Raw genomic sequence first — 13,702 nt, 5'->3', positions numbered from 1 at the left:
GCGGGCCGACAGACTCAGGGAGAGACGCATGACGGTGACGATGTCGCGACACGGACGCCGCTGGTTGGGCCTGGCCCTCGGCGGCCTGCTGGCGGGCTTGTCCGCCGGCGTTTCGGCGGCGGATTTCGATCCGCAGCAGGGCAAGGTCCGGGCACTGGTGGATGAAGTGGCCGAGCGCGGCATCGACCGCGACTGGGTCGAGCGGGCCATGGGCCGCGCCGAGTTCCGCCAGGAAGTGCTCGACGCCATGTCCGGCGCCGCCGAGCATCGCATGGTGTGGCACGACTATCGCGATATCTTCCTCGGCGAGGAGCGCATCCAGCAGGGCGTGGCCTTCATCGACGCCCATCGCGAAGCCTTCGAACGCGCCGAGGCCGAGTACGGCGTGCCGCCGGAGATGATCGCCGCAATCCTTGGCGTCGAGACCCGATACGGCCGGATCACCGGCGATCATCGGGTGCTCGACTCGCTGTCGACCCTGGCCTTCAACCACCCGCGGCGAGGCGACTTCTTCCGCGGCGAGCTCGCTGCCTTCCTCGAGATCACCTATCGCCAGGAGGTCGATCCGGCCAGTATCGAGGGCTCCTATGCCGGCGCCATGGGCTACCCGCAGTTCATCCCCACCAGCTATCGCGCCTATGCGGTGGACTTCGACGGCGACGGCCATCGCAACCTCTGGACCAATCCCGTGGATGCCATCGGCAGCATCGCCAACTACTTCGCCGAGCACCGCTGGCAGCCGGGGGCGCCGATCTACCACGAGGCCGAGGGACCGAGCGCGCGCCCCGATGGCATCACCTTCAACGCCGCACGGCCGCCGAGCGTGAGCGTTGGCGAGCTGGCCGCGGCGGGCATCGAGAGCGAGGCGGCGCTGGCCGCCGACACCCAGGTGGTGCCGCTGGCGCTGGAGATGGAAGACGGCAGCCTGCGCTACCGTTTCGGTCGCGACAATTTCTACGTCATCACTCGCTATAACCACAGCTATCTCTATGCCATGGCGGCCACCGAGCTGGCCGAGGCCATCGCCGAGGCGGAAGGGCGCCAGGCCGACTGGTTCACCGCGACCGCCGCCGACCCGGAGGAACGCCCATGAAGGCCTGGTGGATGCCGCTGCTGGCCACGCTGGTGTTGACCGGCTGTGCCGGTGGCGGCGGTACCGCGCCGGCGCCGTCCGGGCAGGCGAGCGTCGACGACGGCGCCGCCGACGACGACGGTGGGCGCTACGCCATGAGCAGCGACGCCTATCCCGAGGAGCCGCCCGACGTCAGCCAGGTGCCGGATGCGGTGCCGCGCGTCGAGCCACGCTCCCGGGCCGGCAATCGTTCGACCTACGAGGTGTGGGGCAAGACCTATCACGTGCTGGACGACGCCACCGGCTATGAGCGCCGAGGCACCGCGTCTTGGTACGGCGAGAAGTTCCAGGGCTATGCCACGTCCAACGGCGAGATCTACGACATGTACAAGATGAGCGCCGCTCATCGCTCGCTGCCGCTGCCGAGCTTCGCGAGGGTCACCAACCTCGACAACGGCCGCTCGGTGATCGTGCGCGTCAACGATCGTGGTCCCTTCCACAGCGAGCGCGAGATCGATCTCTCCTATGCCGCGGCGGCGCGCCTCGACATCCTCGATCACGGTACCGGCCGCGTGCGGGTCGAGGCGATCGACCCCGTGGCCTGGCAGGCCGAGCACGGGGGCGGTGCCGATGATGCTCGGGCCGTGGCGTCCGTCGAGGCCTCGGTGCCGACCGAGCCCGTCGACGCGGCCCCGGCCCGCGCCCCGGCGTCTGAGGACGCCGTCTATCTGCAGGTCGCGGCGCTGGGCTCTGCCGAGGGCGCTCGCGAGCTCAAGGTCCGGCTGCAGGATGCGCTGTCAAAGCCGGTGCGGGTGGCCTCCGAGGCCGGCCTGCATCGCGTTCAGGTCGGCCCGCTGGCCGGCCGAACCCAGATCGACCCGGTGCGCGGCGAGTTGCGCCGGGCCGGTTTCGACGAGGCCTTTGTCGTCGATACCAGGGCCGACTGAGTCGGCCCCGAATCTTACCGATGTTCCCGAAGAGACTGTCCTTCATGAAACCCCTGAGCTACATCATGCTACGTCGGCTGCTGCCGATTCTGTTGGTCTGCCTGTCGCTGGTGTCCTCGCCGCTGCTGGCGCAGATGCCTCAGCCCGATACCGCCGCGATCCCGCGGTCGGTGATTCCGTCGCCGCCGCGGCTGGCGGCCAGCTCCTGGATCCTCATGGACGCCGACAGCGGTCGCGTGCTGGCGCAGCACAATCCCGACGAGCGCCTGCCGCCGGCCAGCCTGACCAAGCTGATGACCGCCTACCTGGTCGAGCGCGAACTCGAGAGCGACAACATCTCGCCGGACGACATGGTGCCGATCAGCGAGAAGGCCTGGCGCACCGGGGGCTCGAAGATGTTCGTCGAGGTCGGCGATCGAGTGCCTGTCAGCGAGCTGCTGCACGGCATCGTCATCGTCTCCGGCAACGACGCCAGCGTGGCCATGGCCGAGTACCTGGCCGGCGGTACCGAGCCCTTCGCCGATCTCATGAACCAGCACGCCGTGCAGCTGGGGATGACCAACACTCACTACGAGAATCCCACCGGGCTGCCCCACGACAACCACTATTCCTCGGCCCGTGACCTGTCGATCCTGGCTCAGCACATCATCAACGACTATCCGGACCACTACCGGATGTACGAGCAGAAGCACTTCACCTACGGCGGGATTGAGCAGCCGAACCGCAACCTGCTGCTGTGGCGGGATGCCAGCGTCGACGGCCTGAAAACCGGCTGGACCGAGGCCGCGGGCTACTGCCTGGTAGCGTCCGCCGAGCGCGACGACATGCGCCTGATCTCGGTGGTGATGGGCACCGACTCCAAAGAGGCGCGGGCCCAGGAGTCCCAGAAGCTGCTCAGCTACGGTTTCCGCTACTACGAGACGCTCAAGCTCTATGATCAGGGAGCCGTGCTCAACACCCCGCGGGTGTGGGGTGGCGATCGCAACGAGCTCAAGGTCGGCGTGGACGAGGACGTGCACATGACCGTGCCCCGCAATCGCGACCAGGAGCTGACTGCCAAGCTGGATATTCGCTCCGACATCACCGCGCCGATCGCCGCCGGCGAGCAGGTGGGCACCATGGAAGTGCGCCTCGGCGACGAGGTGGTGGGGCAGCGCCCGCTGCTGGCCCTGGAGCCGGTCGAGGAGGGTGGCTTCTTCAAGCGCCTGTTCGACAAGGTGCAGCGCTTCTTCATCAACCTGGTGGGCGGCTTCTTCGACTGAGCGGGGTCGCCTTGGTGGCCGGGCGCGGGTCGCGTAGAATGAAGGGTCGACATGCTTTCGGACGGTTGACGGATGAGCAACAAGACCCTGCGCGACCTGCGCCAGCCCAGCACCACCGCTTCCGGCGGTGGTGAACCCCCCAGGATCGAATTCCCCTGCGACTACCCGGTCAAGGTCGTGGGCGACGCCGCCGAGGACTTCACCGCGGTGGTGTGCCAGGTGGTGACCCGACACGATCCCGAATTCGATGCCAACGCCATCCAGGTCGTGCCGAGCCGCAACGGGCGTTTCGTCTCGGTGCGCATCACCCTGCGCGCCACCGGCGAGGCCCAGCTCCAGGCCCTGTTCGCCGAGCTCAAGGCCTGTGAGCGCGTGCACATGGTGCTCTGAGATGGTGTCTCTGACGCTGCATCGCCTCGGCCGGCAACCCTACGAGCCGGTATGGCGGGCGATGAGCGAGCTGACCGATACCCGCGACGCCGAGACACCGGACCAGATGTGGCTGGTCGAGCACGACCCGGTGTTCACCCAGGGGCGTGCCGGCAAGCCCGAGCATCTGCTGATGCCCGGCGATATCCCGGTGGTGCAGACCGATCGCGGCGGCCAGGTCACCTATCATGGCCCCGGCCAGGTGGTGCTCTATCCGCTGCTGGACGTGCGACGCGCCGGCATCGGCGTGCGCGAGCTGGTCAGCGCGCTGGAGAATGCCGCCGTCGCGCTGCTGGCCGGGTACGGCATCGAGGCTCATGCCCGTCCGGACGCCCCCGGTGTCTACGTGGGCGAGGCCAAGATCGCCTCGCTGGGCCTGCGAATCCGGCGTGGGGCGAGCTTCCACGGCATCGCCCTGAACGTCGACGGCGATCTGTCGCCCTTCGGTCGCATCAATCCCTGCGGCTACGCCGGCCTGGCTATGACCCGGGTGGCCGATCTGGTGGATGACGCGCCGTCGGTGGCGGATGTCGGCGAAGCGCTCGCCGCCTGTCTGGCCCGTGAGCTGGATCGAGAGCTGGTCGACGCCGCTGGATAGTCGGGCTACAAGCGCCGAGCTACAAGCGCCGAGCTACAAGCGCCGAGCTACAAGAAAACCCCGAAGGTTAAGCCTTCGGGGGTTTCTTTTGCTCTGGGCGATTTTCAGCTTTCAGCTTGCCTCAGCTGACGTTACGGGCGGGGATGATGTTCGGATCGGCCTGCTGGCCCGGCACCTCGGCGGGGGAGGCGAGCTCCAGGCCCAGGTTGTTGTTCTCGAACACCCGGTCGGCGCGGTAGCTGGAGCGCACCAGCGGGCCGGACGGCACTTCCATGAAGCCCTTCTCGAGGCCCTTCTGGCGATAGTGCTCGAACTCCTCGGGGGTGACCCAGCGCTCCACCGGCAGGTGGTTGCGGGTCGGACGCAGGTACTGGCCGAGGGTGACGATGTCGACGCCGATCTCGCGCAGGTCGTCGAAGGTCTGCATGATCTCTTCCTCGGTCTCGCCGAGGCCGACCATCAGGCTGGTCTTGGTGATCACGTCCGGGCGATGGCGCTTGGCGTGGGCCAGCACGTCCAGAGTCTTGCGGTAGCCGGCGCGGGGGTCGCGCACGCGGTGGGTCAGGCGTTCCACGGTCTCGACGTTCTGGGCGAACACCTCGAGGCCGGCGTCCACCACCTTCTCGATGGCGCTGGGCGCGCCGTCGAAGTCCGGCGTCAGGGCCTCCACTGCGACCTCGGGGGTGCGGGCCTTGATGGCGCGGATGCAGTCGGCATAGTGGCCGGCGCCGCCATCAGGCAGGTCGTCGCGGTCCACCGAGGTGAGCACGATGTAGCGCAGGCCCATCAGCTCCACCGACTTGGCGGTGTTCTCGGGTTCCTCGGTGTCCAGCCAGCCCTTGGGGTTGCCGGTGTCGACGGCACAGAAGCGGCAGGCCCGGGTGCACACCGAGCCCATCAGCATGATGGTGGCGGTGCCGTTGCTCCAGCACTCGCCCATGTTGGGGCAGTGGGACTCGGCGCAGACCGTACTCAGCCGATGCTCGGCCACGTTCTTCTTCACGGCGTCGAAGCGCTCGCCGCCGGGGATCTGGGCCCGCAGCCACTTGGGCTTGCGGCCCAGTTCGGGGCTCTCTTCGGCCTGCTGGCGCGCCTTCATGCCATCCTTGATGGCCGTGGCGCCGTGTTCGTTGCGGTATTTCTCGCCGCTGGACACTGACTTGCTGGTGTTGTCGCTCATGAGCTGGCGTTTCTCCACTCGGCGGCCGGTCGCCGCGCGTCTCGCCCTCGGGCGGCCGGTGGTGCTGTCTAGGATCTGTCTATCCAGAATATCTTTGGGTGCTTAAACTACCATATTTGCTGTCCGGCTGGACAGGCGCCTCAGGAGAGGGCACTGGGCAGGCAGGCCACGCCGTGGCTGGGCAGGGGCGCGGGACCGGCGTCGAAATGGTGCTGCCATTCGTCCAGATGACGCCGCACGAAGCGCAGGAACAGCTCGGTGACCGGCGTGGGGAAGCGCTCCCGGTGGTAGACGGTGCACCAGGAATGTCGCAGCGGGAAGCCGGGCAGGTCGAGGGTCGCCAGCAGCCCGGCCTCGAGTTCCAGGCGCACCGCCAGGCGTGGCAGCACGGCCACCCCGAGCTGGGCCATCACGCCCTGCTTGACCGCCTCGTTGGTGCCCATCTCGATGGCGTGGTTGAGGCGCACGTCCTGGTCGGCGGCGAGCTCCTCCAGGGCGCCGCGCACGCCGGAGCCGGGTTCGCGCATCAAGAGGTAGTGGCGTGCGAGGTCCTCGAGCGTCGGTTGCCGTGCGTCGAGCAGCGGATGGCCCGGCCACACCACCGGGATCATCTCGTTGTCGAGGATCGGCATGAACTCCAGGGCGTCGTCGTCCGGCACCCGGGCCATGATCACCAGGTCGTCGCGGCGCTCGGCCAGTCGCTCCAGGGCCTGGCTGCGGTTGCACACCCGCAGGCGGATCTGGACGTTGGGATAGTGGGCGCGAAAGCGCGCCAGCAGGTGGGGCACCACGTACTGGGCGGTGGAGACCGCCGCCAGGTTGAGTTCGCCGGTGATGGTGCCCTCCAGATCGGAGAGGCTCATCTGCAGCCGCGAGATCTGGCCGAAGATGGCCTGGGTCGAGGCGGCCAGGGCATCGGCGGCGGGCAGGGCGTGCAGGGTGCGGCCGGCATACTTGAACAGTGGATGGCCGAGGGCCTGCTCGAGCTGGCGCACCTGGGCGCTGACCGCCGGCTGGGTCAGGCCCAGGGTCTCGGCCGCCCGGGAGTAGGACTGGCGTTCGTAGACGGCGCGGAATACCTGGAGCTGGCGGAAGGTCAGGCGGTTGAGCAGCTTGGGCGTGGTCATGGATCATCCGTTGCGGCGGCGCGGGAGCGTCCGGCGGGGTGCCCGTTCATGCTAGCATCTCGAGCCTGCCCGCCGGTAATGTCCGACATTCGGCGCCTCCCGTTCGCCGCTCGCTCGGCCCCGTCGACTTCCGCCAGTGGAAACCGCTCATGATCTCTTCGCACCCCCTTCCTCGCCGGCCGCTGATCGTGGGCGATGGCGTCGCGGCCCTGCGGCTGCGTCAGGCCGCCCGGGAGCTGGGCATCACGACCTACAGCGCCGAGGGTGAGCCCGAGGGGCTGGTGGCCAGGGCGCGAGAGCTCGGCTGTGATGCCCTGCATCCCGGCGAAACGCCGCCCTCGTATCAATGGCGGATGGCCACCGCCTGCCGCGAGGCCGGACTGCGCTTTCTCGGGCAGAGCAAGACGCTGCTCGCCGCCATGACCGACGAGGGGACCATGCGACGCCTGATGCAGGAGGCCGGATTGCCGCTGGCCCCGGTCGAGGCCACGGGGCCCCAGGTGCGCGTCTCGCTGCTGGCCGACGGCGCGGGCCGGGTGGTGCATCTGGCGCCGCGTCAGACGCTGCCGGACGGTTCGTCGCTGGCGCCGCTGGCCTGGCTGACGCCCGAGCGAAGCGCCTACCTCGGCCGGCTGGCCGGGCAGGGCGTGGCGGCGCTCGGGGCGACGGGGCTGGTCGAGGCGAGGTTTCGCGTGGTCGACAATGCGGTGGGCTTCGATGCCCTGGCGCCCGGGCCGAACGGTGAGGAAGCCCTCGACGAGTCGCTGTTCGGCCTCGACCCGCTGCTGACCCAGTGGCGCCTTTGGAGTGGCGAGCGGCTGGGCGAGCGCCAGAGTGGCCTGCGCGCCCGGGGGCATGCCCGGCTGTGGCGTCTGACCCTGCCCGAGGGCGCGCGTCTCGACGGCGGCCCCGGCGTTCGTCTGGACAGCGCCGGTCCCGGTCATGCCTCGCGGCTGGTGGTCTGGGGGCGGCGCCCCGGGGATCTTCACGGGCGGACGCGGCGGGCGCTGTCGGCCCTGCTGGGAGAGGACGAGGCGCGGAAGCGCCTGGCCGATGACTGAGTCTGGTCTCGCGTCGTGGCGATGTCTGGGTTATATTGCATTGCAGCAAAGGCGGTTCGGCGCTGGAGGCGTGTCCGCCTTTCCCCCCATGGCGACCCATGGAGTGCCGATACGATGATGCCCCTCATGACGACCCTGCCTCCCGCCCTGGCGTCCTGGATGGACCCCTTCGGCTTCGGCCGTGCGGCCTTCGACTACTGGCGCGACGGCCTGGAGCGCAGCACGCTCTACCTGGATGTCATGCGCGAGCGTGGCAACCAGTACCTGGAACACATCGAGAAGACCAAGCCCAACGTGCTCGGCTTCGACGCCGACGTGCTGGTGGACGGGCGCGATCTGCCGCGCCCGGTCAACTACGAGCTGATGCGGGTCCTGCCCCCCGAGGGGGTGGAGACCGATCCCCTGATGCGGCCTTTCGTGGTCGTCGACCCGAGGGCCGGCCACGGGCCGGGGATCGGCGGTTTCAAGCCGGACAGCGAGCTCGGCGTCGCGCTGCGTGCCGGCCATCCCTGCTATTTCATCGGCTTTTTGCCTTACCCCGAACCCGGCCAGACGGTCGAGGACGTGGTCGACGCCGAGGTGGCCTTCTTGCGTCACGTGATCTCGCTGCATACGGATACCGCCGAGAAGCCGATGGTGGTCGGTAACTGCCAGGCCGGCTGGCAGATCATGATGGCCGCGGCGCTGGAGCCCGAGGTGTTCGGGCCGATCCTGATCGCCGGGGCGCCACTGTCCTACTGGGCCGGCCACCGCGGTCAGGCGCCGATGCGCTACACCGGCGGGATGACCGGCGGCAGCTGGGTGACCTCCCTGCTCAGTGACCTGGGCGACGGTCTGTTCGACGGCGCCTGGCTGGTGCAGAACTTCGAACGACTGAACCCGGCCAATACCTGGTGGAGCAAGCAGTACCACCTGTATTCCCGCGTCGATACCGAGGCCGAGCGCTACCTGGACTTCGAGCGCTGGTGGGGCGGCCATGTGGTGCTGGGCGGCCAGGAGATCCAGTACATCGTCGACAACCTGTTCGTCGGCAATCGCCTCTCCACCGCTCAGATGGTGACCGCCGACGGCCGGCGCATCGACCTGCGCAACCTGCGCTCGCCGGTGGTGGTGTTCTGCTCGCGGGGAGACGACATCACGCCGCCGCCCCAGGCGCTCGGCTGGGTACAGGATCTCTACGAAGACACCGACGACCTGGTCGCCAACGACCAGACCATCGTCTACTGCGTGCACGACACCACCGGGCATCTGGGCATCTTCGTGTCGGGCAGCGTGTCGCGCAAGGAGCACGCCGAGTTCACCGCCAACATGGATTACATCGACGTGCTGCCGCCGGGGCTCTACGAGACCGCGATCTCGCGGGCCGAGGATCGTCCCGATGCGGAGCTCATCGAGCGCGACTACCTGCTCGAGTTCCAGCCGCGCAGCGTGGCGGAACTGGATCGGGAGATTCAGCACCGGGACGACGACGAGCGACGCTTCGCCACCGTGGCTCGGGTCTCCGAGATCCATCAGGGCCTTTACCGGACCTTCCTCCAGCCCTGGGTGAAGGCGCTGGCCACGCCCGAGTCCGCCCACTGGATGCGTCGCATGCATCCCAACCGGATGGGCTACCGACTGCTCTCCGATCGCAACCCGCTGATGGTGCCGGTGCCGGTGCTGGCCGACCGGGTCCGCCGCGATCGTCACGAAGTTGGCGAGGACAACGTCTTTCGCGCCCTCGAGGGCGTGGTGTCGAGCCAGATCACCCATGCCCTGGAGGCCTGGCGCGAGCTGCGTGACCGCAGCCTCGAGCGCTGGTTCCAGGATGTCTACGGCCAGCCGCTGTTGCAGGTGCTGGTCGGCCTCGGCGGCGACGCGCCGGTCAGACGTCATCCGGGCGCCGAGCCGGAGCAGCGTCGCTTCGTGCAGCAGCGCCGGCAGGCGATGCACGAGAAGGTGGCGGAAGGCGGCAGCCACGAGGCGGTGATGCGCTCGGTGATCTACGTGCTGGGCGGGGCGCCCGCCACCGACGGGCGCAACTTCCAGCGCCTGCGGGCCTCGCGTGCCGAGCTGGAGCCGGATGCCCGGCTGGCCGACTTCAAGCACCTGGTGCGCGAGCAGTTCTTCATCCTCGAGCAGGACCGCGAGCTGGCGCTGGAGGCGATTCCGACGCTGCTGGAAGGGCTCGCGGCCGACGAGATCGACGCGCATCTGGAGCACATCGATCACGTGCTGGCGGCCAGCGGTGAGCTGAGCGAGCGTGCCGCCAGGCGCTTCGCACGCATTCGTACGCTGTTCGAGAGCGCCCGGCCCGAGGCTCCGGCGCCATCGTCCTCGCCCGACGACACGCCCGGGGAAGGCGGAACGTCCGGGTCGGCCAAGCCGGCCGCCGCTCAGTCGGAAGCGTCTTCGGCCTCTGATGCTCCTGCGCCATCGGCGTCGACCCAGGTCGCCGAAACGCCTGAAGCGCCGAAGACGGGCCCGGCCGCCAGGAAGGCCGCTCCGGCCAGGGATGCCACGGCCAAGAGCGCTCCGAGCAAGGCGGCTACGGCGTCCAAGACCGCTTCGTCAGAGGCGTCCGCCAAGGCCGAGGAATCGCCGGCCAAGAGCGGGACGCGCCGCAGCGGCACGCGTCAGGCCGCCGCGCGGCGACGCAAGTCGCCTCCGTCCGACGACTGAGGCTCATCCGTCCTGGCTTTGCGCCCCTGCCGGTTTGCCGGCGGGGGCGCCTGCGTTTGGGGTGGCGCTTGCCGAGCCGGAGGCGGACGTCTAGGGTCAAAGGCCCGGCGATCCCGTGACTGGCGTGTCGGCTGGCGCTGGGGTAGGGTAAGCGCATTTTTCACCCGCCAACGGGTGACCCGATTCCGTTCGACGCGGGGATTCCCGCGCCTACTGACGTTTGGAGCACTATGGGCAAGTCTCTGGTCATCGTCGAGTCGCCGGCCAAGGCAAAGACGATCAACAAGTATCTCGGCAACGAGTTCATCGTGAAGTCGAGCGTGGGGCACATTCGTGACCTCCCGACCAGCGGCTCGGGCAAGGCGGCCTCGGACCCCAAGGAGCGTGCCCGGCAGGCCGCGGCGACGCGCAAGATGTCCGCCGAGGAGAAAGCCGAATATCGCCAGCGCAAGTCCCACGAGCAGCTGATTCGGCGCATGGGGATCGACCCCGAGCACGACTGGGAAGCCAACTACGAGATCCTGCCCGGCAAGGAGAAGGTGGTTGCCGAGCTGCAGAAGCTCGCCGAGAAGGCCGATACCGTCTATCTCGCCACCGATCTCGATCGCGAGGGGGAAGCCATCGCCTGGCACCTTCGCGAGACCATCGGCGGCGACGAGTCGCGCTATCGTCGCGTGGTGTTCAACGAGATCACCAAGAACGCCATCCACGAGGCCTTCGAGGACCCCGGTCAGCTCAACATGCCGCGAGTCGAGGCCCAGCAGGCACGGCGCTTCCTGGATCGCGTGGTGGGCTTCATGCTCTCGCCGCTGCTGTGGGCCAAGATCGCCCGCGGGCTGTCCGCCGGCCGCGTGCAGTCGGTGGCCATGCGCCTGATCGTCGAGCGCGAGCGCGAGATCCGCGCCTTCGTGCCCGAGGAGTTCTGGGACGTCCACGCCGACCTCAAGCCGGCCGACGACGCCTCGGCCGAGCCGGTGCGCTTCGAACTGGCGCGCCAGGACGGCAAGGCCTTCCGTCCGACCTCCGAGGCCGAGACCCTGGAACGCATCGAGGGGCTCAGGAAGGCGTCGCTGGCCATCACCTCCCGCGAGGACAAGCCGACCCGCTCCAAGCCCAATGCGCCCTTCATCACCTCGACCCTGCAGCAGGCCGCCAGCGGTCGCCTGGGCTTCTCGGTGAAGAAGACCATGACGCTGGCCCAGCGCCTCTACGAGGCCGGCTACATCACCTACATGCGGACCGACTCCACCAACCTCTCCCGTGAGGCGGTGGACGGCGTGCGCGACTTCATTGGCGAGGAGTACGGCGAGCGCTATCTGCCCGAGGCGCCCAACCGCTACTCCAGCAAGGAGGGCGCCCAGGAGGCCCACGAGGCGATCCGCCCCTCCGAGGTGACCCGCCGCGCCACCGACCTGGCCGGCATGGAGCGCGACGCCGAGCGCCTCTACGAGCTGATCTGGCGTCAGTTCGTGGCCTGCCAGATGACGCCGGCCGAGTATCTCTCGACCACCCTGACCGTGGCCGCAGACGGCTACGAGCTCAAGGCCAAGGGCCGGGTGCTGAAGTTCGACGGCTACACCCGCGTGATGAAGCCCATGGGGCGCAAGGACGAGGACCAGTCGCTGCCCGATCTCGCCGAGGGCGCGGCGCTGACCCTCGAGTCGCTGGATCCGCAGCAGCACTTCACCAAGCCGCCGGCTCGCTACACCGAAGCCAGCCTGGTCAAGGAGCTGGAGAAGAAGGGCATCGGCCGACCGTCCACCTACGCGGCGATCATCTCGACCATCCAGGACCGTGGCTACGTGACCCTGGAGAATCGGCGCTTCTATGCCGAAAAGCTCGGCGACATCGTCACCGAGCGGCTCAAGGAGTCGTTCCCGGATCTGATGGACTACTCCTTCACCGCGCGCATGGAGGACAGTCTCGACGAGGTGGCCGAGGGCGAGCGCCGCTGGCGCGAGCTGCTCGATGCCTTCTACGCCGAGTTCCGCGAGGAGCTCGACGAGGCTCAGAGCGAGGAAGGCATGCGCCCCAACCAGCCGGTGCCCACCGACATCGACTGCCCGAGCTGCGGGCGCAAGATGCAGATCCGCACCGCCTCGACGGGCGTGTTCCTGGGCTGCTCCGGCTACAATCTGCCGCCCAAGGAACGCTGCAAGACCACCATCGACCTGCTGCCCGGCGACGAGGCGGTGGCCGCCGACGCCGGCGAGGACGCCGAGACCGATGCGCTGCGTGCCAAGCACCGCTGCCCCAAGTGCGGCACGGCGATGGACAGCTACCTGATCGACGAGGATCGCAAGCTGCACGTCTGCGGCAACAGCCCGGACTGCGACGGCTACGAGGTCGAGCAGGGCAAGTTCCGCATCAAGGGCTACGAGGGCCCGACCATCGAGTGCGACAAGTGCGGCAGCGAGATGCAGCTCAAGTCCGGGCGCTTCGGCAAGTACTTCGGCTGCACCAGCGAGAGCTGCAAGAACACCCGCAAGCTGCTCAAGAACGGTGAGGTCGCGCCGCCCAAGATGGACCCCATCCCGATGCCGGAGCTGGCCTGCCAGAAGGTCGAGGACCACTATGTGCTGCGCGACGGCGCCAGCGGCCTGTTCCTGGCGGCCAGCAAGTTCCCCAAGAACCGCGAGACCCGTCCGCCGCTGGTGATCGAGCTCAAGGCCCACGCCGACGAGCTGCCGGACAAGTATCGCTACCTGCTCGATGCGCCCGATGCGGACCCGGACGGTCGCCCGGCCCAGATCCGCTTCTCGCGCAAGGCCAAGGCGCAGTTCCTGATGACCGAGGACAACGGCAAGGCCACCGGCTGGAAGGCCACCTTCGATGATGGCAAGTGGCAGGTGGAGGACAAGCGCAAGTGACCCCGAGAGCCCGTACCAATCAGCTGCTCTATCAGGCCGAGCTGCTGCTGGCGACGCCCGCCGGCGATGACGAGCACGCCGAGGCGCGCCGCATGGCCGGCGAGGAAGGGGCGCTGGCGATGCTCGAGCTGGCGCTGGAGTCGCTGCTGCGTGAAGTGACCGAGCATGCCCGCCTCGAGCGTCACGACTGGCGCGAGCTGCTGGCGCCGGAGGGCGAACCGCTCGCCGAGTTAGGGCGGCTGCGCAGCCTGGCCCAGCGGCCGGACAGCTGGCTCGCGCGGCTGATCGCCCGTCTCGAGGCCCTGCATACCAGTGATGGCGTCGCACGTCGCGCCACGGGGGCGGCCCAGGGCATCATCGCCGTGGGCAGTGCCGCCGCCCTGGGGGACGAGCTGCGCGACTGCCTGGCGGCCGCCAAGCGCGAGATCGGCGAACTGCGCCAGACCAGTGAAGAGTGGTAACGGCGGCCGCGGCGAGACGTGGGACTCTGCTAGC

11 protein-coding genes are annotated in these 13,702 nt (G+C 68.7%); 9 read left to right on the top strand and 2 right to left on the bottom strand.

Annotated features, from left to right (window positions below; translation table 11 throughout):
• The first annotated feature begins 28 nt into the window (after window positions 1-28).
• The 5 genes from mltB (at window position 29) to lipB (ending at window position 4,308) form a co-directional block, all read left to right on the top strand.
• On the top strand, window positions 29-1,093 hold the full coding sequence (gene mltB, locus C9J49_RS10695; protein ID WP_046080186.1) for a lytic murein transglycosylase B: 1,065 nt from the start codon (window positions 29-31) through the stop codon (window positions 1,091-1,093).
• Window positions 1,090-2,019 carry a septal ring lytic transglycosylase RlpA family protein gene (locus C9J49_RS10690; RefSeq protein ID WP_107182065.1) on the top strand — a complete coding sequence of 310 codons (930 nt, stop codon included), beginning with the start codon at window positions 1,090-1,092 and terminating at the stop codon, window positions 2,017-2,019. Before mltB ends, C9J49_RS10690 begins: the two co-directional genes overlap by 4 nt.
• Window positions 2,020-2,063: 44 nt before the next feature.
• Entirely contained in the window at window positions 2,064-3,281 is a 1,218-nt protein-coding gene (locus tag C9J49_RS10685) for a D-alanyl-D-alanine carboxypeptidase family protein (protein WP_258394019.1), read from the top strand.
• 72 nt (window positions 3,282-3,353) lie between these two features.
• Window positions 3,354-3,671: a YbeD family protein gene (locus C9J49_RS10680; RefSeq protein ID WP_035596183.1), complete on the top strand. Its 318-nt coding sequence runs from the start codon at window positions 3,354-3,356 to the stop codon at window positions 3,669-3,671.
• Window position 3,672: 1 nt separating this feature from the next.
• A complete protein-coding gene (lipB, locus tag C9J49_RS10675; protein ID WP_107182064.1) occupies window positions 3,673-4,308 on the top strand; it encodes a lipoyl(octanoyl) transferase LipB in 636 nt (211 codons plus the stop codon).
• 121 nt (window positions 4,309-4,429) lie between these two features.
• Here lipB and lipA read toward each other — a convergent pair whose 3' ends face one another.
• Entirely contained in the window at window positions 4,430-5,488 is a 1,059-nt protein-coding gene (lipA, locus tag C9J49_RS10670) for a lipoyl synthase (RefSeq protein WP_035596179.1), read from the bottom strand.
• A gap of 140 nt (window positions 5,489-5,628) precedes the next feature.
• On the bottom strand, window positions 5,629-6,615 hold the full coding sequence (locus C9J49_RS10665) for a LysR family transcriptional regulator (protein ID WP_046080189.1): 987 nt from the start codon (window positions 6,613-6,615) through the stop codon (window positions 5,629-5,631).
• A 149-nt stretch (window positions 6,616-6,764) separates the two neighbouring features.
• Here C9J49_RS10665 and C9J49_RS10660 point away from each other — a divergent pair, with 149 nt between their 5' ends.
• From C9J49_RS10660 to C9J49_RS10645, 4 genes are all read left to right on the top strand, one after another.
• Window positions 6,765-7,676 (top strand): hypothetical protein, encoded by a 912-nt coding sequence (locus tag C9J49_RS10660; protein ID WP_046080190.1) that lies wholly within the window; start codon window positions 6,765-6,767, stop codon window positions 7,674-7,676.
• A gap of 114 nt (window positions 7,677-7,790) precedes the next feature.
• The gene (locus C9J49_RS10655) at window positions 7,791-10,337 is read left to right on the top strand and encodes a DUF3141 domain-containing protein (protein ID WP_107182063.1); all 2,547 of its coding nucleotides are present in this window, start codon (window positions 7,791-7,793) and stop codon (window positions 10,335-10,337) included.
• A gap of 230 nt (window positions 10,338-10,567) precedes the next feature.
• A complete protein-coding gene (topA, locus tag C9J49_RS10650; RefSeq protein ID WP_107182062.1) occupies window positions 10,568-13,207 on the top strand; it encodes a type I DNA topoisomerase in 2,640 nt (879 codons plus the stop codon).
• Entirely contained in the window at window positions 13,204-13,668 is a 465-nt protein-coding gene (locus tag C9J49_RS10645; RefSeq protein ID WP_046080192.1) for a DUF6586 family protein, read from the top strand. Before topA ends, C9J49_RS10645 begins: the two co-directional genes overlap by 4 nt.
• Window positions 13,669-13,702 lie beyond the last annotated feature (34 nt).

The sequence above is a fragment of the Halomonas sp. SL1 genome (genome assembly GCF_003030865.2).
In the GTDB taxonomy this organism is placed as follows: Bacteria; Pseudomonadota; Gammaproteobacteria; order Pseudomonadales; family Halomonadaceae; genus Halomonas; species Halomonas halophila.
This window is presented reverse-complemented; position numbering and strand designations above follow the sequence as displayed.

What these genes read in the sequence shown, in the direction of transcription:
- mltB (WP_046080186.1), top strand. Translation starts at nt 29, where the DNA reads ATGACGGTGACGATGTCGCGACACGGACGCCGCTGGTTGGGCCTGGCC.
- C9J49_RS10690 (WP_107182065.1), top strand. Translation starts at nt 1,090, where the DNA reads ATGAAGGCCTGGTGGATGCCGCTGCTGGCCACGCTGGTGTTGACCGGC.
- C9J49_RS10685 (WP_258394019.1), top strand. Translation starts at nt 2,064, where the DNA reads ATGAAACCCCTGAGCTACATCATGCTACGTCGGCTGCTGCCGATTCTG.
- C9J49_RS10680 (WP_035596183.1), top strand. Translation starts at nt 3,354, where the DNA reads ATGAGCAACAAGACCCTGCGCGACCTGCGCCAGCCCAGCACCACCGCT.
- lipB (WP_107182064.1), top strand. Translation starts at nt 3,673, where the DNA reads ATGGTGTCTCTGACGCTGCATCGCCTCGGCCGGCAACCCTACGAGCCG.
- lipA (WP_035596179.1), bottom strand. Translation starts at nt 5,488, where the DNA reads ATGAGCGACAACACCAGCAAGTCAGTGTCCAGCGGCGAGAAATACCGC.
- C9J49_RS10665 (WP_046080189.1), bottom strand. Translation starts at nt 6,615, where the DNA reads ATGACCACGCCCAAGCTGCTCAACCGCCTGACCTTCCGCCAGCTCCAG.
- C9J49_RS10660 (WP_046080190.1), top strand. Translation starts at nt 6,765, where the DNA reads ATGATCTCTTCGCACCCCCTTCCTCGCCGGCCGCTGATCGTGGGCGAT.
- C9J49_RS10655 (WP_107182063.1), top strand. Translation starts at nt 7,791, where the DNA reads ATGATGCCCCTCATGACGACCCTGCCTCCCGCCCTGGCGTCCTGGATG.
- topA (WP_107182062.1), top strand. Translation starts at nt 10,568, where the DNA reads ATGGGCAAGTCTCTGGTCATCGTCGAGTCGCCGGCCAAGGCAAAGACG.